The organism is Burkholderia sp. SRS-25 (assembly GCF_004343765.1).
Taxonomy (GTDB): domain Bacteria; phylum Pseudomonadota; class Gammaproteobacteria; order Burkholderiales; family Burkholderiaceae; genus Burkholderia; species Burkholderia contaminans.
The window spans coordinates 334,454-353,554 of record NZ_PTXM01000007.1 but is presented as its reverse complement, the minus strand read 5'-3'; the positions used below and the strand labels follow the sequence as shown (position 1 = coordinate 353,554).

General features: G+C 67.9%; 18 protein-coding genes. 11 read left to right on the top strand and 7 right to left on the bottom strand.

The window, feature by feature from the left end; all coding sequences use genetic code 11:
* On the top strand, nucleotides 1–127 hold a 127-nt coding region (locus C5O79_RS11875), incomplete at its 5' end, for a 4Fe-4S dicluster domain-containing protein (RefSeq protein ID WP_131931286.1).
* A 136-nt stretch (nucleotides 128–263) separates the two neighbouring features.
* Here C5O79_RS11875 and aroC read toward each other — a convergent pair.
* The 3 genes from aroC to C5O79_RS11860 form a co-directional block, all read right to left on the bottom strand.
* Nucleotides 264–1,364 (bottom strand): chorismate synthase, encoded by a 1,101-nt coding sequence (gene aroC, locus C5O79_RS11870; protein WP_047850354.1) that lies wholly within the window; start codon nucleotides 1,362–1,364, stop codon nucleotides 264–266.
* A gap of 265 nt (nucleotides 1,365–1,629) precedes the next feature.
* Nucleotides 1,630–3,564 carry an MFS transporter gene (locus C5O79_RS11865; protein WP_046545471.1) on the bottom strand — a complete coding sequence of 645 codons (1,935 nt, stop codon included), beginning with the start codon at nucleotides 3,562–3,564 and terminating at the stop codon, nucleotides 1,630–1,632.
* 139 nt (nucleotides 3,565–3,703) lie between these two features.
* Entirely contained in the window at nucleotides 3,704–4,165 is a 462-nt protein-coding gene (locus C5O79_RS11860; protein ID WP_057924282.1) for a CBS domain-containing protein, read from the bottom strand.
* Nucleotides 4,166–4,322: 157 nt separating this feature from the next.
* Between C5O79_RS11860 and C5O79_RS11855 the strand changes: the two genes are divergently transcribed.
* Entirely contained in the window at nucleotides 4,323–4,640 is a 318-nt protein-coding gene (locus C5O79_RS11855) for an Mpo1-like protein (RefSeq protein ID WP_039347312.1), read from the top strand.
* Between the two features lie 18 nt (nucleotides 4,641–4,658).
* Here C5O79_RS11855 and C5O79_RS11850 read toward each other — a convergent pair whose 3' ends face one another.
* Nucleotides 4,659–5,990 carry a YihY family inner membrane protein gene (locus tag C5O79_RS11850; protein WP_046545470.1) on the bottom strand — a complete coding sequence of 444 codons (1,332 nt, stop codon included), beginning with the start codon at nucleotides 5,988–5,990 and terminating at the stop codon, nucleotides 4,659–4,661.
* A 145-nt stretch (nucleotides 5,991–6,135) separates the two neighbouring features.
* Between C5O79_RS11850 and wrbA the strand changes: the two genes are divergently transcribed.
* Genes wrbA through C5O79_RS11830 form a run of 4 tightly spaced genes read left to right on the top strand, consistent with a single transcriptional unit; the run spans nucleotide 6,136 to nucleotide 9,441 of the window.
* Nucleotides 6,136–6,756, top strand: coding sequence for an NAD(P)H:quinone oxidoreductase (gene wrbA, locus C5O79_RS11845; protein ID WP_039347318.1), 621 nt, complete (start codon nucleotides 6,136–6,138; stop codon nucleotides 6,754–6,756).
* Nucleotides 6,753–7,145, top strand: coding sequence for a DUF2069 domain-containing protein (locus tag C5O79_RS11840; protein ID WP_039347320.1), 393 nt, complete (start codon nucleotides 6,753–6,755; stop codon nucleotides 7,143–7,145). The genes wrbA and C5O79_RS11840 overlap by 4 nt, the downstream gene beginning before the upstream one ends.
* 18 nt (nucleotides 7,146–7,163) lie before the next feature.
* The gene (locus C5O79_RS11835) at nucleotides 7,164–8,585 is read left to right on the top strand and encodes an FAD-binding oxidoreductase (protein WP_122473834.1); all 1,422 of its coding nucleotides are present in this window, start codon (nucleotides 7,164–7,166) and stop codon (nucleotides 8,583–8,585) included.
* Nucleotides 8,586–8,610: 25 nt separating this feature from the next.
* Nucleotides 8,611–9,441 (top strand): metallophosphoesterase, encoded by an 831-nt coding sequence (locus C5O79_RS11830; RefSeq protein WP_046545468.1) that lies wholly within the window; start codon nucleotides 8,611–8,613, stop codon nucleotides 9,439–9,441.
* 60 nt (nucleotides 9,442–9,501) lie between these two features.
* Here C5O79_RS11830 and C5O79_RS38095 read toward each other — a convergent pair whose 3' ends face one another.
* Together C5O79_RS38095 and C5O79_RS11825 are read right to left on the bottom strand one after the other, a co-directional pair.
* Nucleotides 9,502–9,654 (bottom strand): hypothetical protein, encoded by a 153-nt coding sequence (locus tag C5O79_RS38095; protein WP_163008969.1) that lies wholly within the window; start codon nucleotides 9,652–9,654, stop codon nucleotides 9,502–9,504.
* 117 nt (nucleotides 9,655–9,771) lie between these two features.
* On the bottom strand, nucleotides 9,772–10,713 hold the full coding sequence (locus C5O79_RS11825) for a LysR family transcriptional regulator (protein WP_039347327.1): 942 nt from the start codon (nucleotides 10,711–10,713) through the stop codon (nucleotides 9,772–9,774).
* 157 nt (nucleotides 10,714–10,870) lie between these two features.
* On the opposite strand from C5O79_RS11825, the gene C5O79_RS11815 reads away from it, so the two are divergent.
* From C5O79_RS11815 to C5O79_RS11800, 4 genes are read left to right on the top strand one after another with little or no spacing between them, the layout of a single operon-like run.
* A complete protein-coding gene (locus C5O79_RS11815) occupies nucleotides 10,871–12,448 on the top strand; it encodes an efflux transporter outer membrane subunit (protein ID WP_081421071.1) in 1,578 nt (525 codons plus the stop codon).
* 14 nt (nucleotides 12,449–12,462) lie between these two features.
* Nucleotides 12,463–14,664 carry an FUSC family protein gene (locus C5O79_RS11810; RefSeq protein ID WP_122473833.1) on the top strand — a complete coding sequence of 734 codons (2,202 nt, stop codon included), beginning with the start codon at nucleotides 12,463–12,465 and terminating at the stop codon, nucleotides 14,662–14,664.
* A complete protein-coding gene (locus C5O79_RS11805) occupies nucleotides 14,661–14,864 on the top strand; it encodes a DUF1656 domain-containing protein (RefSeq protein WP_011351756.1) in 204 nt (67 codons plus the stop codon). Before C5O79_RS11810 ends, C5O79_RS11805 begins: the two co-directional genes overlap by 4 nt.
* Nucleotides 14,865–14,876: 12 nt before the next feature.
* The gene (locus tag C5O79_RS11800; protein WP_122473832.1) at nucleotides 14,877–15,752 is read left to right on the top strand and encodes an HlyD family secretion protein; all 876 of its coding nucleotides are present in this window, start codon (nucleotides 14,877–14,879) and stop codon (nucleotides 15,750–15,752) included.
* Nucleotides 15,753–15,773: 21 nt separating this feature from the next.
* Here the strand turns inward: C5O79_RS11800 and C5O79_RS11795 are convergent, their stop codons facing one another.
* Nucleotides 15,774–17,447, bottom strand: a complete 1,674-nt coding sequence (locus tag C5O79_RS11795) for a methyl-accepting chemotaxis protein (RefSeq protein ID WP_131931379.1) — start codon at nucleotides 17,445–17,447, stop codon at nucleotides 15,774–15,776.
* A 413-nt stretch (nucleotides 17,448–17,860) separates the two neighbouring features.
* Between C5O79_RS11795 and C5O79_RS11790 the strand changes: the two genes are divergently transcribed.
* Nucleotides 17,861–19,099 carry an MFS transporter gene (locus C5O79_RS11790; RefSeq protein ID WP_046545464.1) on the top strand — a complete coding sequence of 413 codons (1,239 nt, stop codon included), beginning with the start codon at nucleotides 17,861–17,863 and terminating at the stop codon, nucleotides 19,097–19,099.
* Nucleotides 19,100–19,101 lie beyond the last annotated feature (2 nt).

Sequence of the window (19,101 nt, the reverse complement as noted above, 5' to 3'; positions counted from 1 at the left end):
CGACCGCCTGGTGATCAACGCGCAGAACTGCGTGCACTGCAAGACCTGCGACATCAAGGACCCGACGCAGAACATCGTGTGGGTCACGCCGGAAGGCGGCGGCGGGCCGAATTACCCGAACATGTAATTGCCGGAACGCGCCGCCACGAGCGGTGCGTGTTTCGGCTGCCGCAAACGAAACGGGGCGCTGCTTCTAGCAGCGCCCCGTTTTGCATGCTCCGCGCAACGGCCGGGCGAGACGCGCAGCACCCCGCCCGCTTGCGTCAGGTCGCGCTGCCCGCGATCTTCGGTGTCGGCGTCTCGACGTCCCCGCATTGCGCGCGATGGCGCAGCGCATGATCGATCAGCACCAGCGCGAGCATCGACTCGGCGATCGGCGTCGCGCGAATGCCGACACACGGATCGTGACGGCCGAACGTTTCCACCGTCGCTTCCTCGCCGGCCTTCGTGATCGAGCGGCGCGGCGTGCGGATGCTCGACGTCGGCTTGATCGCGATCGACACGGTGATGTCCTGCCCCGTCGAAATCCCGCCGAGCACGCCACCCGCATGGTTGCCGACGAAGCCGGCCGGCGTCAGCTCATCGCCATGCACCGAGCCGCGCTGCGCGACGCTGTCGAAGCCCGCGCCGATCTCGACGCCCTTCACCGCGTTGATGCTCATCATCGCCTTGGCGATGTCGGCATCGAGACGGTCGAATACGGGCTCGCCCCAGCCGACCGGCACGCCCGACGCGACGACATCGATGCGCGCGCCGATCGAATCGCCATCCTTGCGCAGCGCATCCATGTACGCCTCGAGTTCCGGCACGACCGCCGCATTCGGCGAGAAGAACGGATTCTCGTGCACGTGCGACCAGTCGACGAACGGCACGTCGATCTCGCCGAGGCCGCTCATGTAGCCGCGCACCTCGACGCCGAAGCGCTCGCGCAGCCACTTCTTCGCGACCGCACCCGCGCCGACGATCGGCGCGGTCAGGCGCGCGGACGAACGGCCGCCACCACGGTAGTCGCGGATGCCGTATTTCTGCCAGTAGGTGTAATCGGCGTGGCCGGGACGGAAGGTTTCGACGATGTTGCCGTAGTCCTTGCTGCGCTGATCGGTGTTGCGGATCAGCAGCGCGATCGGCGTACCGGTCGTCACGCCTTCGAACACGCCCGACAGGATCTCGACCTCGTCGGCCTCCTGACGTTGCGTCACGTGACGCGACGTGCCGGGCTTGCGGCGATCGAGCTCGACCTGGATGTCGGCTTCGGTCAGCCCCATTCCCGGCGGGCAGCCGTCGATCACGCAGCCGATCGCGGGACCGTGCGATTCGCCGAAGGTCGTGACAGTGAAAAGCGTGCCGAGGGTATTGCCGGACATGATGGAACCGCCCAAAGAGAAATGGGCAAACCGATGCGCCGCCCCAGGCCGCAGGCAGGTCGATCGTTTGCCGGTCGAGAAAAAGAGGTAAGCCGCTATTATGCCAGCCGTCCCGGGCACGCGGGCCGTGTGAACCGTTCGGACCACACCGGCCGGCCAGGGGAACGGCTCGCGGCGACGATTGCGGCCCCGCGTCGTTCCGGTTGAACGGGCCGGTTCACGGCGGTCATTGCGGCCCGGGGCAATGCCGCCGGGCCCGCCACGCCTACTTTCGCGCGCCGCGCAATTCGGTCACCGCGGCCTGCAGCGCCTCGGGCGTCGCGACCGACGCCGGGATCGGCTCGCCGACCGCCAGCGTCAGCCGGCTCATCACGCCGCGCTTGATGGGCCGCGGCATCCGCGCATCGGAATGCCGCGAAAAATAGCTGCCCCACAGCCCGCGCAGCGCCATCGGGATCACCGGTGCCGGCGTGCGCCCCAGGATCTCCGTGATGCCGTGGTGGAACGTGTTGATGTCGCCCGTCTTCGTCAGCTTGCCTTCCGGGAAGATGCACACGAGTTCGCCTTCCTTCAGCGCAGCCTCGCATGCGTCATATGCACGCGCGAGCATCGCGGGATCCTCGTGGCGCGGCGCGATCGGGATCGCCTTCGCATGCCGGAACACCCAGCTCGCGAAGCGCGTCTTGAAGATCCGGTGGTCCATCACGAAACGGATCGGGCGCGGGCTCGCCGCGGCCAGCACGAGCGCATCGACGTAGCTGACGTGGTTGCACACGAGCACGGCCGCCCCTTCCGCCGGAATCCGCTCCGCGTGCACGAGGCGAATCCGGTAGAACGTGTGCACGAGCACCCATGCGACGAAGCGCAGCAGGAACTCGGGCACGAGCAGATAGATATACGCGGCGACGATCACGTTCAGCAGCGCGGTGACGAGGAACAGCCCCGGGATGTCGACGCCGGCCTTGGTCAGCCCCATCGCCATCACGGCCGACAGGATCATGAACAGCGCGTTCAGGATGTTGTTCGCAGCGATGATCCGCGCACGGTGCGTCGGCGCGCTGCGGCTCTGGATCAGTGCGTACAGCGGCACGCTGTAGAACCCGCCGAACATCGCGAGCAGGAACAGGTCCGCCAGGATGCGCCAGTGGCGCGCACCGGCCAGGAACTCGCCGACCGACAGCAGATGGCCGGGCGAAGGCAGTGCATGACTCGCAAAATACAGCTCGATCGCAAATACGCTGATGCCGATCGAGCCGAGCGGCACGAGGCCGATCTCGACGCGCCGCTGCGACAGCCGTTCGCACAACAGCGAGCCGAGACCGATGCCGACCGAGAACGTCGCGAGCAGGATCGTGACGACATCGGGGCTTGCGGACAGCACGTCCTTCGCGAAATTGAAGAACGAAGTGAGGAACGTCGCGCCGACGAACCACAGCCACGAGATGCCGAGCAGGCTCAGGAACACGGTGCGGTTCTGCCGGGCGAGCCCGAGGTTGCGCCAGGTCTCGCTGACCGGGTTCCAGTTGATCACGAGATCGGGCTGCGGCGCGGGCGTGGACGGCACGCGCTGCGCGACGAACCGCCCCGCGAACGCGATGACGACGACGCTCACCGCGAGCACGCGCTCGCCGTTGCCCTCGATGCCCGCGGCCGCGCCGCCGATGATCGTGCCGATCAGGATCGCGATGAACGTGCCCATCTCGACGAGACCGTTGCCGCCGACCAGCTCGTGCTCGCCGAGATGCTGCGGCAGATACGAATACTTGACGGGCCCGAACAGCGTCGAGTGCATCCCCATCATGAACGTGCACAGATACAGCAGCGGCGCGCTGTGCGTGACGAAGCCGGCCGCGCCGACCAGCATCAGCACGATCTCGAAGGTCTTCACGAAACGCGTGAGGGTCGCCTTGTCGTACTTGTCGGCGATCTGGCCGGACGTTGCCGAGAACAGCACGAACGGCAGGATGAAGATCGCGGAAATCAGGAAGGCCGCCGTCTTCGCATCGACGCCGGAGAATCGCGCGGTGTGATAGGTGACGAGCGACGTGAAGCCGATCTTGAAGACGTTGTCGTTCAGCGCGCCGAGGAACTGTGTCGTGAAGAACGGCGCGAAACGACGCTCGCGCAGCAGGTCGAACTGCGACGCGTGCGCGCGCCGTTCGTCACGCCGCCTGGAAGCGGCTTGCGTTTGATCGCTCATGCGGAATACGCGCGCGCCGTCTGGGCAGCGCTGCGCGGGCCTCGTGTGGTCATTGAAAAAACGGCGGCGCAGGACAAGCCTGCGCCGCCGCGTGCCGGGTGGCGGCGCCCGCGCGTGACGGCGGCGGGCGCGGCGTGGTTCACGACTTGTGCGCTTCGGCTTCCGATTCCGATTCCGGCCAGTCGCGAATGTATGCCTTCAGCATCCGGTTCTCGAAGCTCTGCGCCTCGACGACCGTCTTCGCGACGTCGTAGAACGAAATGACGCCCATCAGCACCTTCTTGTCGAGCACCGGCATGTAGCGCGCATGGCGCTCGAGCATCATCCGGCGCACTTCGTTGACGTCCGTTTCCGGCGTGCACGTGAGCGGCTCGTCCATCACCTTGCGCACCTGCACGTCGCCGATCGCGCCGCCGTTCACGTGCAGACGCAGGATGATCTCGCGGAACGTCAGCATCCCGACGAGATCGCCGTACTCCATCACGACGAGCGAACCGATGTCGTGTTCGGCCATCGTATCGACCGCTTCGCGCAGCGGCTTATCGGGCGTCACCGTAAACAGCGTGTTGCCCTTCACTTTCAGAATATCGCTGACGCGCATCGTAGTCCCCTCATGCTTGAATGCAAAACCTCTTTCGATCGTATCGGAAAGCCTGTCAAAAGGAAAGCTCGGGCCCGCGCAGCGGGCCGACCCCGCTTGCGGAAGCGGACTGCCGGCAGCACAATGGCCCCATGAACAGCGGCCAGAGGAGACGTCCATGGCGCATACGCATTCGGAGCAATTCGCCAGCTTCGCCGATTTCTACCCGTATTACCTGAATGAACACCAGAACCGGACGTCGCGGCGGCTGCACTTCATCGGCTCGCTCGGCGTGATCGGCTGCGTCGCGATGGCGATCGCCACCGGCGACTGGCTGTGGCTGCCGGCAGCGATCGTCTGCGGCTACGGGTTCGCGTGGGTCGGACACTTCTTCTTCGAGAAGAACCGCCCGGCCACGTTCCGGCACCCGATCTACAGCCTGATGGGCGACTGGGTGATGTTCAAGGATATCTGTACGGGAAAGATCCCGTTATAACGCGCCCGAGCGCCCCGCTCACGCGGGCCGCGGCGGACGTGCATGCGGATCGGACACGCCGCCTGGCGCCTGCCCGGGGGCGCCCGCCGGCTGTGCGCCGGCCAGCCGGTGCGCGGCGATCAGCGTCGCGAGCGATACGTCGAAGCGGTCGCTCGACAGCACCGCAAGCAGCGCCGCGCCGTCGACATGGCTGCGGCGCCGCTGCAGCTGGTAGGTCAGTTCCGTGCGGTCGATCACCAGCACGTCGAATAGCTGCGCAAGCGTCAGTTGCTCCGGGTTCGCGAGCAGAATGTAGCGCGGCGTGGTCTCGCCGCCACCGTCCAGCCGCGCAATCCATTCCCGCTCCTCCATCGTCGTCAGCAGGCGCTGCGCGGTTTCCATGTCGCAGCGCAGCATGGTCGCGAGCCGCATCCCCGTGTAGCCGCGCTTGCCGGCCGTGCGCGCTTCGGCCAGCCGCGCGAGCATTTCCAGCGCGTCGAGCAGGTCGCTGCCCGGATAGTGGATGCGGTGGAACTGGCCGACGCGAATCGCCGGCAGCGCGGAAGCCACCATCGCGCCGAGCAGCGCGATGAACCAGCTCAGGTACACCCATAACAGGAACACCGGCAGCGCCGCGAACGCGCCATAGACGGCCGTATAGGTCGGAATGCGACGAACGTAATAGCCGAAGCCGCGCTTCGCGAGCTCGAACGCGACGGCCGCGAACAGCCCGCCGATCACCGCGTCGCGCCACGCAACCGTGCAGTTCGGCAGGTACACGTACAGCAACGTGAACGCGAGCACCGTCAACGGCAGCGATACGAGTGCGAGCAGCCACTCGACGATCGACGTGGACGGTGCGGCGCCGGTAAACGCCAGCGACTGCGTGAACAGGTATGACGAGATCGACAGGCTCACACCGAACAGCAGCGGGCCGAGCGTGATCAGCGCCCAGTACGCGAGCACGCGCTGCGCGAAAGGCCGCGGCTTGCGCACCCGCCAGATCAGGTTGAAGGCCGATTCGATCGTCATCATCGTCATCACCGACGTGACGACGAGCACGATCAGGCCGGCCGTAGTCAGCCCCTTCGCCTTCGACGCGAACTGGTTCAGGTACTTGAAGATCTGGACGTTGAATTGCGCGGGCATCAGGTGATCCGCGAGGAAACCCTGCAGCGAGATCTGGAACGACGCGAACATCGGGAACGCGGTGAACAGCGCGAACGCGACCGTCACGAGCGGCACGAGCGCCAGCATCGTCGTGAACGTCAGGCTGCCCGCCACTTGCGGGATGCGATCCTCGGCGCTGCGCCGGGCCGCGAACTGCGCGAGGCGCTTGATGGTGTCGAGATCGACGCTCAACTTCGGCAAACGGCTTCTCCTTCTTGATGCCGCGCGCCCGACGGCGCGCCGCCGCCGCGCTGCGCGACGGCTTCAGCCCCTATAATAGCCGCTCGATTCCAGCTGGGGCCGACTGCACCGGGCACGCGCGCGGCCGCACGCGGCTCCGTCGCCCATGAAAGACATCCTCGTCCTCTATTACAGCCGTCACGGCGCCACGCGCGATCTCGCGCTCGCAATCGCGAACGGCATCGACAGCGTGCCGGGCATGCAGGCCCGCATTCGCACCGTGCCGCCCGTGTCGGCCGTCTGCGAAGCCACCGCCCCCGACATCCCCGCCGACGGCCCGCCGTACGCGGAACTGCGCGATCTCGAGGAATGCGCGGGCCTCGCGCTCGGCTCGCCGACCCGCTTCGGCAACATGGCCGCCTCGCTCAAGTATTTCCTCGACGGCACCACACCGCAATGGCTGTCGGGTGCGCTGACCGGCAAGCCGGCCTGCGTGTTCACGTCGACGGGCAGCCTGCACGGCGGCCAGGAATCGACGTTGCTGTCGATGATGCTGCCGCTGCTTCATCACGGGATGATGATCGTCGGGATTCCGTACACGGAGTCCGCACTCAGCACGACGCGCACCGGCGGCACGCCGTACGGCGCATCGCACGTCGCGCAGCACGATCGCTCGGCCGCCGCCGGGCTGTCGGCGGACGAAAAGGCGCTCGCGGCCGCGCTCGGCGTGCGACTCGCGCGCGCGGCGGCCGCCCTCTCCAGCGCCCAGGCGGCCGAGGCCGCATGAACGCCCCCGCCCGCCCCGCCGTCGCGGCCCGGCCGCGCTACGCGCTGGTCGCCACCGCGTGCCTCGTCGCGCTGATCGCGCTGTCGCTCGCGTGGGAGCTGTGGCTCGCGCCGCTGCGTCCGGGCGGCTCCGCGCTGATGCTCAAGGCCATCCCGCTCGCGCTCGCGCTGCCGGGCGTCTGGCGGCGTAACATCTATACGATGCAGTGGGCGAGCATGCTGATACTCGTCTATTTCGCCGAAGGCGTCGTGCGCGGCATGTCCGATCGCGGGCTGTCCGCGACGCTCGGCTGGTGCGAGACCGCGCTCGCCGTCGCCTTCTTCGTGGCGGCGCTGGCGTACGTCGCGCCGTTCAAGCGCGCGGCGAAAAAGTCGCGCGCCGCGTCCTGACCCCTAAGCGACAAGGTAATGATGTCCTCCGAAGCTTTCGTTTCCGCGTGCCGCGACGCGATCGGCGCCGACCACGTGCTGACCGACCCGCACGATACCGAGCCGTTCCTGACCGACTGGCGCCGCCGCTACAAGGGCGCCGCATGCGCGGTGCTGAAGCCCGCGAACACGGCCGAAGTCGCCGCGCTCGTCAGGCTGGCCAACGCACACGGCATCGCGCTCGTGCCGCAAGGCGGCAACACCGGCCTGGCCGGCGGCGCCACGCCCGATCCGAGCGGCAGCCAGGCCGTGCTGAGCGTCGCGCGCCTGAACCGCGTGCGTGCGCTCGACGCGCACAACAACACGATCACCGTCGAAGCCGGCGTGATCCTCGCCGACGTGCAGGCGCGCGCCCGCGAAGGCGGCCGGCTGTTCGCGCTGAGCCTCGCGGCGGAAGGCAGTTGCACGATCGGCGGCAACCTGTCGACCAATGCAGGCGGCACCGCGGTGCTGCGCTACGGCAACGCGCGCGAGCTGTGTCTCGGGCTCGAGGTCGTGACGCCGCAGGGCGAGATCTGGGACGGGCTGCGCGGACTGCGCAAGGACAACACGGGCTACGACCTGCGCGACCTGTTCATCGGTGCGGAGGGCACGCTCGGCATCATCACGGCGGCCGTGATGAAGCTTCATCCGCTGCCGGCCGCGCAGGTCACCGCGCTCGCCGCGCTCGAATCGCCGCACGCGGCGCTCGATTTCCTCGCGCTCGCGCAACGCGCGGCCGGACCGCTGCTGACCGGCTTCGAGCTGATGTCGGACTTCTGCATGCAGCTCGTCGGCAAGCACTACCCGCAATTGCGCTACCCGTTCGCGCAGACGCATGCGCAGACGGTGCTGCTGGAGCTGTCCGACAACGAAAGCGAAGCGCATGCGCGCGCGCTGTTCGAGAAACTGATGGAAGAAGCATTCGAGGCCGGGCTCGTGGTCGACGCGGTGGTCGCGGAGAATCTCGCGCAGTCGCGCGCGTTCTGGGATCTGCGCGAGCACATCCCGCTCGCGCAGGCCGACGAAGGGCTCAACATCAAGCACGACATCGCGGTGCCGATTTCGTCGATCGCGCGCTTTATCGACGAGACCGACGCGGCGATCCAGCAAGCCGCGCCGGGCGCTCGGATGGTCACGTTCGGCCACCTCGGCGACGGCAATCTCCACTACAACGTGCAGATGCCCGAAGGCGGCGACCCGAAAGCGTTCCTGGCTGCGTTCCAGGCGCCGATCAACCGGATCGTCTACGACAACGTGCATCGCCACCACGGCACGATCAGCGCGGAGCACGGCATCGGCCAGTTGAAGATCGACGACGCGCAGCGTTACAAGTCGCCGGTCGAAACGGCGCTGATGCGCACGCTGAAGACCGCGCTCGACCCGCGCGGCCTGATGAATCCCGGCAAGGTCCTGCGCTGAAGCCGTCCACTCCGGAGCCCCGCCCGTGAAAGTCCGCGTCCTGTCCGACCTGCATCTCGAAAGCAACCTGCCCGACGCGATCCCGCATGCCGACGCGGACCTCGTCGTGCTCGCCGGCGACATCCACAATCACGCGGAAGGCCTGCGCTGGGCCGCCGAAACGTTCGATCCAGCGGTGCCGGTGATCTACGTGCCCGGCAACCACGAGTACTACGACGGGGAATTCGGCGCGCTGGAGACGGCGATGCGCGATGCGGCGCAGGCGCTCGACAACGTGCATTACCTGAACAACGACGTCTACGTCGATCCCGGGCAGCGCGTCCGCGTGCTCGGCACGACGCTCTGGGCCGATTTTTCGCTGTTCGGCAACGACGAAGCCAGCATGGCCGGCTCGATCGAGGCCGGGCTGCGCGTGATGCTCGATTTCAAGGGATTGATCCAGGTGACCTGGCCGCATGACGCGGCACTGCACGTCGCGCCGGGCACGCCGGAGCGGGATTTCTCGCCGGCGGACGCGATCGCGCTGCATCGACGCAGCCGCGCGTGGCTCGAAGCGCAGCTCGCGACACCGTTCGCGGGCCAAACGATCGTCGTCACCCACCATGCGCCGCACCGGCGCTCGCTGGCGGCGCGCTACGCGGAAGATCTTGCGTCGGCGGGATTCGTGACGGACATGGCGGAACTCGTGCAGCCGCCGGTCGATCTGTGGCTCCACGGCCACACGCATACGTCATTCGACTATGTGGCGGACGGCGGCACACGCGTGGTGTGCAACCCGCGCGGCTACATCCACCGGCGCACCGGCGAACTGGAAAATACCGCGTTCGCGTGGGACAAGGTCGTCGAGCTCGGCTGAACGCCGGCCCGCGCGGCCGCGTTGCGCGGCCCTTTTTCGACCCGGAGCGGGACGGCCGGATCAGCGGCCGGGACGGCGTTGCTCGCGCACCCGCACCGGTACCGGCTTCATCTGCGCCTTCGCCTTCATCGCGCGCAGCAGGTCGCGGGTCGCCGCGGCGGCCGCGGCCGCGCCCAGCAGGACTCCAAGGCCGATCATCAGGTGCGTATCCATTGCTGCTCCGGGGTTGCGTATCTCGTTAATTCCCACAGTATCAAACTGTCTGACACGCGTTCGTAAAAAAATGTTGCGTGAAGGACAAATCTCGTCAGATTGCGGTCAACCGCGCTGTCATGTCGCACGCGTGTACTGCTCGAGCGCGGCTTCGTCGGCGGCGAGCGTGGCCGGCAGTTCGTCGCGCAGGAAATCGACCCAGGTGCGAATTTTCGCGTCGAGGTACTGGCGCGACGGATACAGCGCGTAGATGTTCATCACGTGCGACCGGTATTCGGGCATCACACGCACGATGTGCCCGCTGCGCAGCCAGCCGATCGCCGAATAGAGCGGCAGACCGCCGATCCCCATCCCTTCCCGCACGGCCACCGCGAGCGCCTCGGCGACGTTCACGCGAAACGGCGGCGCCGTGACCGGCACGACCTCGTCGCCGTTCGGGCCCGACAGCGCCCATTCGTCGAAGTGAAAGCCCGGCGCGATCATCCCGAGGCACACGTGCTGCGCGAGGTCGGCCGGCCGCTGCGGCACGCCGTGCGACTCGACGTACCCGGGCGATGCGCACACGACGCTGTAGCTCACGCCGAGCCGCTGCGACACCAGCCCCGAATCAGGCAGATCGCGGCCGACGACGATCGCGACGTCATACCCCTCGTCGAGCAGGTCCGGCATCCGCTGTGCGAGTGTCAGCTCGACATGCACGTCCGGATAGCGCTCGCGATAGCGCGCGATGGCCGGCACCAGATAGTGCTGGCCGAGGCTCGTGAAGCAATGAACCTTCAGCTTGCCCGACGGGCGCGCATGCGCGTCGCCCGCCTCGGCTTCGGCCTGGTCGACGTACGCGAGGATCTGTTCACAGCGCTGCAGATAACGCTCGCCGGCCTCGGTCAGCGCGATCCGGCGCGTCGTGCGGTTCAGGAGACGCGTGCGCAGGTGTGCCTCGAGATCCGAGACCGCGCGCGACGCATAGGCGGTGGTCGAATTCATCTGCTGGGCGGCCGCGGTAAAGCTACCCGCGTCGACCACGCGGACGAATACCCGCATGTTTTGTAACGTATCCATCCCATTACCCGTTTGAATCCGGACGGATTGTTGCACAGAGGCGAACAAGTATTGTCTCAGGATTCGTAAAAATGACTTGCACCCTTGTCCATTTATTCAGGAATCACTGAAAAATATAATCGCATCCGACTCATCTATATCCGAAAGGGAGAAAATCGTGCAGTCTCCGGCGACAAAAGGGACGCTCGCACTGGCGGTTCTTGCAGTCTCATTAATAATGGCCGGATGCGCGAGCATGGGCGACAACAAGCCGCAGTCGGCCCGCATCGACGCGAACGCGCTCGACGCCGGCGCCGCGATCCGCGGGGCCGACCGTGACGCGGGCTGGCCGACGGCCGACTGGTGGCGCGCCTACCGCGATCCGCAGCTCGACGCCTGGATCGCCGACGCCCAGGCCGGCAACCCGACGCTCGCGGCCGCCGAGGCCCGCGTGCGCGAAGCGCAGGCAATGGCGCGCGTGGCCCGCTCCGCCGAGCTGCCGCAGATCAACGGCAACCTGTCGCTGATGCGCGAGCACTGGCCGGACAACGTGTATTACGGCCCCGGCCCGCTCGCGAACGCCGATACCTGGAACAACACCGGCACGCTCGGCCTCTCGTATCACCTCGACCTGTGGGGCAAGGACAAGAACGCGACCGAGCGCGCGCTCGACACCGCGCATGCGACCGCCGCCGACGCGCGTGCGGCCAAGCTCGAGCTCGAAGTCAACGTCGTGCGTGCGTACGTCGGCATGTCGATGAACTACGCGCTGCTCGACCTCGCGCACGAAACGTTCGAACGCCAGCGCTCGCTCGCCGATCTCGCGCGCAAGCGGCTGCAGGCCGGCCTCGGCACGCAGCTCGAAGTGAGCCAGGCGGAATCGACGCTGCCCGATTACGAGCGCCAGATCGACAGCTATGAGGAAGCGATCCAGCTCGCGCGGCATCAGCTCGCCGCGCTGGCCGGCAAGGGCCCCGGCGCGGGCGATGCGATCAAGCGGCCGCAGCTGTCGCTCGACGCCCCGGCCGGCCTGCCGTCGGCGATGCCGGCCGACCTGCTCGGCCGCCGCCCCGACGTCGTCGCGGCACGCTGGACGGTCGACGCGCAGGCGCGCGGCATCGATGTCGCGAAGGCGTCGTTCTACCCGAACATCGACCTGCTCGCGACGGTCGGCGGCTTCGGCGTGACCGCGCCGTTCACCGACTTCCTGCGCGCGATGAACGGCGGCTGGACAGCCGGCCCCGCGCTGTCGCTGCCGATCTTCGAAGGCGGCCGGCTGCGCGCGCAGCTCGGCGCGGCGAACGCCGGCTACGACCAGGCGGTCGAGCGCTACAACCAGACGATCGTCGGCGCGCTCAAGGACATCGCCGACCAGGTCGTGCGGATCCGTTCGCTCGATACGCAGAAAAAGGACGCCGCACGCTCGGTGGCCGCCAACGACCGCAGCTACCAGCTGTCGCGCGAAGGCTTCCGCCGCGGGCTGACCGACTACGTGAACGTGCTGGTTGCGCAGCAGCAGTTGCTGCGCGCGCAGGAGACGGCCGCCCGCATCGATGCGGAACGCCTCGCCGCGCACGCGCAGTTGATGGCCGCGCTCGGCGGTGGCGTCGAGACGGGTATCGACGTGCCACATGACGAATCCGCCGCCGGCGCAGCCGCGCCTGCCGCCGCGTCGGGCGCGAAGCCCGCGGCAGCCGTCGCCCGGCCCGCGCAAGTGGCCGCCGCCGGTGCGTCCGGCGTGCCGGCCGCACGGTAACGCGGAGCGACGCCATGTCAGCCTCCTCCCCCGCTTCCACACCCGCCGGCGGCCCGTTCGCGGCCTGGGCCGCCGCGTTCGGCGACTGGGCCCGCACCGACGGCGCCGCGTGGCTCTACCTGTTCAAGGCGCTGCTCGCGGCCTTCATCGCGCTCGGCGTGTCGATGCGGCTCGACCTGCCGGCACCGAAGACGGCGATGACGACCGTCTTCATCGTGATGCAGCCGCAAAGCGGCGCCGTGCTCGCGAAGAGCTTCTACCGGGTCGCCGGCACGATCTTCGGGCTCATCGCGACGCTCGCGTTCGTCGGGCTGTTCCCGCAGCAGCCGCAGCTGTTCCTGCTGGCGATCGCCATCTGGATCGCGCTGTGCACCGCGGGCGCCGCGCGCAATCGCAACTTCCGCAGCTACGGCTTCCTGCTCGCCGGCTATACGACCGCGCTGATCGGCCTGCCCGCGTCGCAGCACCCGGACGGGGCATTCATGAGCGCGATGACGCGCGTCTCGGAAGTCATCATCGGGATCGTGTCGGCCGGTGTCGTCAGCGCGCTCGTGTTTCCGCAGTACACGGGCGAGCAGATGCGCACGACGGTGCGCAAGCGCTTCGGCAGCTTCGTGGATTACGTCGCGTCGGCACTGTCGGGCCAGCTCGACCGCGCGCACATCGAGACCATCCACACGCGCTTCGTCGCCGACGTGGTCGGCTTCGAGGCCGCGCGCAGCATGGCCGTGTTCGAGAATCCGGACACGCGCATGCGCAGCGGCCGGCTCGCGCGGCTGAACAGCGAGTTCATGAGCGCGTCGAGCCGCTTTCACGCGCTGCACCAGTTGATGAACCGGCTGCACGCGGCCGGTGCGCAGGCCGCGATCGATGCGATCGAACCGTATTTCCGCGAAATCGCGCCGCTGCTCACGCGCCACGGCGAACCCGTGCGCACGTCGATCGACGCCGCGCACTCGGCCGAGCAACTGCTCGCGTGGCGCGATGCGCTGCCGCGCCGCATTCGCGCGACGCGCGCGGAACTCGAAACGCAGCCCGGCTTCCCGCTGCTCGACTTCGACACGGCCGCCGAGCTGCTGTACCGCTTCATCACCGACCTGCAGGAATACGCGGCGACCTATGCGTCGCTCGCGACCGCGACGCACGAGCGCGAACGCTGGATCGAGCGCTACGAGCCGCGCACCAACCGGACGGCCGCCATGATCGCGGGGATCCGCACCGCGACGGTGATTCTCGCGCTGGGCTGGTTCTGGATCGAGACCGCGTGGCCGAGCGGCGTGATGCTGGTGCTGAACGCCGCGGCGACCTGCGCACTCGCGTCGTCGGCGCCGCGCCCGACCGCGATGGCGGCACAGATGGGGATGGGCACGGCGCTGGCCGTTTGTACCGGCTTCCTGCTGACGTTCGGCATCTACCCGCGGATCGACGGCTTCTGGCTGCTGTGCGCGGCGCTCGCGCCGTTGCTCGCGATCGGCATCTACATGACGCTGAAGCCGAAGCTCGCAGGCTACGGGATGGGCTACCTGATCTTCTTCTGCTTCCTCGCCGGCCCGGACAGCATCACGCACTACGACCCGATGAGCTTCATGAACGACGCGCTCGCGCTGCTGCTGTCGATGCTGGTATCGGCGATCGCGTTCGCGGTGCTGTTCCCGCCGACCGCGCCATGGCTCAAGAAGCGCCTGTTCGCCGACCTGCGCCACCAGGCCGTCGCGGCCTGCCATGCACGGCTCGCCGGATTGCGCACGCGCTTCGAGAGCGGCGCGCGCGACCTGATGTACCAGGCGCACACGCTGTCGGCCGACCAGCCCGACGTGCAGCGCGATGCGCTGCGCTGGATGTTCGCGGTGCTCGAAACCGGCAACGCGGCCATCGACCTGCGCCACGAGCTGGCGTCGCTGCCGCCCGAGCCGCGCTACGCGCCGACGACGCCGTGGCGACGCGCGATCGAGACGATGCGCGCCGCGCTGTCGTCGCTGTTCACGCGGCCGGACGCCGAACGCTTCGACGCCACGCTCGCCGCGGTCAACGATGCGATCGACGCGACCCGGCAGACACTCGACGCGTTCACGCCGACGCGCGAGGAGCGCCACCGGCTGCAGCGGATCCTGAGCCACCTGCATTTCGTGCGCACGGCGCTGCTCGATCCCGAATCGCCGCTCGCCGCGCTCAACCGCAACCGCCCCGTGCGTCCCCAACCAGGAGCCTCGTCATGATGCCGCGTGAAATCGCCATTCTCGATGCCTACATGCCCACGGTGGTGCTGATGTTCGTCCTCGGCGCGCTCGCGACCTGGGCCGTCGACCGCCTGCTCGCCTACACGGGCCTCTACCGTCTCGTCTGGCACCCGTCGCTGTTCCGGGCCTGCCTTCTCGTCTGCATTTGCGGCGGACTGAGTCTCGCCGTTTATCGTTGATTCCGAACCATCATGATTCTCAGAAAACTCTTCGGCTTCGTCGCGACCGCCGTCATTCTTCTCGTCGCGATTCTGATCGGGCGCTCGCTGTGGGTGCACTACATGGACGATCCGTGGACGCGCGACGGGCGCGTGCGCGCCGAGATCGTCAACGTCGCGCCGGACGTATCGGGCGCGATCGTCGAGCTGCCCGTGCATGACAACCAGCTCGTCAAGAAAGGCGACCTGATCATGCAGATCGACCCGTCGCACTACCAGATCGCGGTCGAGCAGGCGCAGGCGGCCGTCGCCGCCCGCCGCGCGGAACTGCAGATGCGCCGCGACGACGCGGCCCGCCGCGCGGATCTCGATGCGCTCGTCGTGTCGAAGGAAAACCGCGAGAACGCCGCGCATAGTGCGTCGAGCGCCGATGCGCAGTACCAGCAGGCGATCGCCGCACTCGATGCCGCGAAGCTCAACCTCGAGCGCACGCGTGTCGTCGCGCCGGTCGACGGCTACATCACGAACCTGCAGACGTTCAAGGGCAACTATGCGGTGGCCGGCCAGGCGAAGCTCGCGATCGTCGACAGCCATTCGTTCTGGGTCTACGGCTACTTCGAGGAAACCAAGCTGCCGCGCGTGAAGATCGGCGCGCCGGCCGAGATGCGGCTGATGAGCGGCGGCGTGATGAAGGGCCACGTCGAAAGCATTTCGCGCGGCATCTACGATCGCGACAACCCGCAAAGCCGCGACCTCGTCGCGGACGTGAACCCGACCTTCAACTGGGTGCGCCTCGCGCAGCGCGTGCCGGTGCGCATCAAGATCGACAACGTGCCGGCCGACGTGGTGCTGTCGGCGGGCACGACCTGCACGGTCATCATCGATCCGGACAAGCAGAAGAAGTCGTAAACGCCGGATGGCCGGGCGCGGTTACGCGGCGATGCGGAAACGCCCGACCAGCGACTTCAGCGCCTGAGCCTGCTCGTCGAGCGCATTCGCGGCCGCGGCCGCCTGTTCGACGAGCGCCGCATTCTGCTGCGTGCCGGCGTCCATCTGCGTGACCGCACGGCCGATTTCGTCGATGCCGGCGCTCTGCTCGTCGGATGCCGCGGAAATCTCGCCGATGATGTCGGTCACGCGCTTCACTGCCCGCACGACGTCGCCCATGGTGCGGCCCGCGTCGTGCGCAAGCGTCGCACCGTTCGCGACGCGCTCGACCGACGCACCGATCAACTCGCGAATCTCCTTCGCCGCGGTCGCCGAGCGCTGCGCGAGCAGCCGCACCTCGCCCGCGACCACCGAGAAGCCACGCCCCTGTTCGCCGGCGCGCGCGGCCTCGACCGCCGCATTCAACGCAAGAATGTTGGTCTGGAACGCGATGCCCTCGATCGTGCCGATGATGTCGCGGATGTTCTTCGCGCTGTCGTCGATCTCGCTCATCGTCGCCACCACACGCCCGACGACCTCCCCGCCCGTCTCCGCGACGGCCGACGCATTGGCCGCGAGCGCACTCGCCTGCCGCGCGTTCTCGGCGTTCTGGCGTACCGTCGACGTGAGCTGCTCCATGCTGGCCGCGGTGCGCTCGAGCGCGACGGCCTGCTGCTCGGTGCGCTTCGACAGGTCGAGATTGCCGGTGGAGATCTCGCCCGACGCCGCCGCGATCGCCTCGGCGCTGACGGCGATCTCGCCGACGGTCGCCGCGAGCCCCGTCTGCATCTCGGCCAGTGCACGCACCATGCTGTCCCGGTCGTGCCGGCCCAGCGTGATCGGTCGCGTCAGGTCGCCGCGCGCGATGTCCGCGGCGATCGCCTTCGCGTGCGCGGGCTCGCCGCCGAGCTGCGACGCGAGACGGCGCACGACGCGCTCGGCGATCACGATCGCGAGCACGATCAGCGCAACCGTCATCGCCGCGATCATCGCGAACGACGACGAGAAAATGGTGGCGGACGCATCGAGCGTCGCCTTCGATTTCGCACCGCGCGTCTTCACGAGTTCGGCGACGAGTTTCTCGAGCTTGCCGGTTTCGACCAGCAGCGACACGTCCTGCGTGCCGACCTGCCAGTTCATCTGCGACAGGTCGAGCGGTTGCGCACGCACGAGTTCGACGAAATCGCGCAGATGCGCGCTCCACGTACCGACCGCCGTCGAGAAGGCGCGCAGCCGCGCCGAATCGTCGGCATCGGCCGGATCCGCGTAGCGCCGCAGCGTGCCGAGCGCCTGGCCGATCGACGCGAGCCCCGCGCCCACGTCGGCGCCCAGTTCGTCGCGCTCCTTCGCGGTGGTCGCAGTCAGCAGCATCTTCTGGGCACGGCTCGCGCGCAGCACTTCGGCCCGGACCTCCTCGGCCGCGCGGCTCGCGACGTGGCCCTGCTCGTAGACCGACGCGATCGACGCGTTCAGCCGGCTGATCTGCCAGAGCGAAAACACGCCGATCGCCAGCGTGCCGGCGAGCAGGATCGCGAATGCGGCGCGCAACGTCGCCTTGACGGTCCACGGCCGGCGCTCGCGACGTGCCGCGCGCGGGCGCCGTGCGGCGCGGCCGGCGGCAACGTCGGGTGCGGCGGCGGCCGCACCGGGCCGTGGATGCAAAGATGCTGCTTTCATCGAACTATCCCCGTATTGATCACGCGGCCGGAAAGGTCGGTCCCGGCATTCCCGCGATGGCTGGCCTTGCCGCGCGTCCTGCGCCCGCACTGGCGGATAGCCGGTGCCGGGCGCGGCGCGCCTGTTGTCTTGTCATTGGGTCGTTCTACGGCCGCCACCGCCGTTTCTTGAGTCCGGGAAACCACGCACCGGCCTCGGGCGCGCCCTCCCGTGACGGGCAGGTGCGCCGCCAGCGTTATACCCGGTCAAAAAAACGCGCACCTGGCGATCCATCAGATGAATGTCCGATTTGCGATAAAAGTTGTCCGGACATTCTCGATACGCCACATTACACTTCTTTGACGCATCAACGATTCAAGACGCGCCGATCCCCAGCAGAGCGCGCCCGCCACCTCAACTCGTTCAGCTCTCACATGGAAACCAGCCTCGACACCGGCTCCGCCGGCGCAGCCGCCGCCAAGCCATCCGCCCCGCCCGTCGCCCGCACCGTGTACCCGGTACTCGGTGCGATCAGCTTCTCGCACATGCTCAACGACATGATCCAGTCGTTGATCCTCGCGATCTATCCGATGCTCAAGAGCCAGTTCGCGCTGTCGTTCGCGCAGATCGGCCTGATCACGCTCACCTACCAGATCACCGCGTCGCTGCTGCAGCCGCTCATCGGCCTCTATACCGACAAGCGTCCGAAACCGTATTCGCTGCCGGTCGGCATGGGCTTCACGCTCGCGGGGCTGCTGCTGATGTCGGTCGCGCCGAATTTCCCGATGCTGCTGGTGGCTGCAGCGCTCGTCGGCTGCGGTTCGTCGGTATTCCACCCCGAATCGTCACGCGTCGCGCGGATGGCGTCGGGCGGCCAGCACGGGCTCGCGCAGTCGGTGTTCCAGGTCGGCGGCAATGCGGGTTCCGCGCTCGGGCCGCTGCTGGCCGCACTCGTGATCATTCCGCACGGCCAGCACAGCATCGCGTGGTTCTCGGCGGCCGCACTCGTCGCGATGATCGTGCTCACGCAGATCGGCCACTGGTACAAAAAGCATCCGTCGATGAAGAAGAAGGCCGCGGCGGCCGGCCACCCGACGCTGTCGCGCGGCCGTGTGATGGGCGCGATCGGCGTGCTGGTGCTGCTCGTGTTCTCGAAGTACTTCTACCTCGCGAGCATCAACAGCTATTTCACGTTCTACCTGATCGACAAGTTCCACCTGTCGGTGCAGGCCGCGCAGATCCACCTGTTCGTGTTCCTCGCGGCGGTGGCGGCCGGCACGCTGATCGGCGGGCCCGTGGGCGACCGGATCGGCCGCAAGTACGTGATCTGGGTGTCGATCCTCGGCGTCGCGCCGTTCACGATGCTGCTGCCGTACGCGAACCTGTTCTGGACCAGCGTGCTGACCGTGATCATCGGCGTCGTGCTGGCATCGGCGTTCGCCGCGATCCTCGTCTATGCGACGGAGCTGATGCCCGGCAAGGTCGGGATGGTCGCGGGCCTGTTCTTCGGCTTCGCGTTCGGCCTGGGCGGCGTCGGCGCGGCCGTGCTCGGCCAGCTCGCGGACGCGACGAGCATCCCGTTCGTCTACAAGGTGTGCTCGTTCCTGCCGCTGATCGGCGTGCTGACGGTGTTCCTGCCGAACCTCGAAAGCAGCCGGCGCAAGCAGGCGTGACG

What these genes read in the sequence shown, in the direction of transcription:
- aroC (WP_047850354.1), bottom strand. Translation starts at nt 1,364, where the DNA reads ATGTCCGGCAATACCCTCGGCACGCTTTTCACTGTCACGACCTTCGGC.
- C5O79_RS11865 (WP_046545471.1), bottom strand. Translation starts at nt 3,564, where the DNA reads ATGAGCGATCAAACGCAAGCCGCTTCCAGGCGGCGTGACGAACGGCGC.
- C5O79_RS11860 (WP_057924282.1), bottom strand. Translation starts at nt 4,165, where the DNA reads ATGCGCGTCAGCGATATTCTGAAAGTGAAGGGCAACACGCTGTTTACG.
- C5O79_RS11855 (WP_039347312.1), top strand. Translation starts at nt 4,323, where the DNA reads ATGGCGCATACGCATTCGGAGCAATTCGCCAGCTTCGCCGATTTCTAC.
- wrbA (WP_039347318.1), top strand. Translation starts at nt 6,136, where the DNA reads ATGAAAGACATCCTCGTCCTCTATTACAGCCGTCACGGCGCCACGCGC.
- C5O79_RS11840 (WP_039347320.1), top strand. Translation starts at nt 6,753, where the DNA reads ATGAACGCCCCCGCCCGCCCCGCCGTCGCGGCCCGGCCGCGCTACGCG.
- C5O79_RS11835 (WP_122473834.1), top strand. Translation starts at nt 7,164, where the DNA reads ATGATGTCCTCCGAAGCTTTCGTTTCCGCGTGCCGCGACGCGATCGGC.
- C5O79_RS38095 (WP_163008969.1), bottom strand. Translation starts at nt 9,654, where the DNA reads ATGGATACGCACCTGATGATCGGCCTTGGAGTCCTGCTGGGCGCGGCC.
- C5O79_RS11825 (WP_039347327.1), bottom strand. Translation starts at nt 10,713, where the DNA reads ATGGATACGTTACAAAACATGCGGGTATTCGTCCGCGTGGTCGACGCG.
- C5O79_RS11810 (WP_122473833.1), top strand. Translation starts at nt 12,463, where the DNA reads ATGTCAGCCTCCTCCCCCGCTTCCACACCCGCCGGCGGCCCGTTCGCG.
- C5O79_RS11805 (WP_011351756.1), top strand. Translation starts at nt 14,661, where the DNA reads ATGATGCCGCGTGAAATCGCCATTCTCGATGCCTACATGCCCACGGTG.
- C5O79_RS11800 (WP_122473832.1), top strand. Translation starts at nt 14,877, where the DNA reads ATGATTCTCAGAAAACTCTTCGGCTTCGTCGCGACCGCCGTCATTCTT.
- C5O79_RS11795 (WP_131931379.1), bottom strand. Translation starts at nt 17,447, where the DNA reads ATGAAAGCAGCATCTTTGCATCCACGGCCCGGTGCGGCCGCCGCCGCA.
- C5O79_RS11790 (WP_046545464.1), top strand. Translation starts at nt 17,861, where the DNA reads ATGGAAACCAGCCTCGACACCGGCTCCGCCGGCGCAGCCGCCGCCAAG.